Genomic DNA, 201 nt, shown 5'->3' on the forward strand with positions numbered 1-201 from the left:
AAGTGTATTGCTTACCAACAGGCTGTTCAAATCGATGTGTATCCCCAGCCTTATGCCATCTAACCCATGTCTGAATCTGTGTCTTATTCTTAATTTTTAATTTCTCCATGATCTCTTTCATAGGCACGCCTGCCAATCTCATTTCTACAGCCTTCTGCTTAACTTCAACCGGATAACTCACTCTTGTCCCCATAGAAAAAA

General features: G+C 40.3%; 1 pseudogene. It reads right to left on the reverse strand.

Annotated elements, in window-relative coordinates:
• A pseudogene (locus WA325_RS21405) lies at positions 1–193 on the reverse strand (helix-turn-helix domain-containing protein); the annotation flags it as partial.
• Positions 194–201 lie beyond the last annotated feature (8 nt).

Source organism: Bacillus sp. 205(2023), from assembly GCF_037027485.1.
Lineage (GTDB): Bacteria > Bacillota > Bacilli > Bacillales > Bacillaceae > Bacillus > Bacillus halotolerans.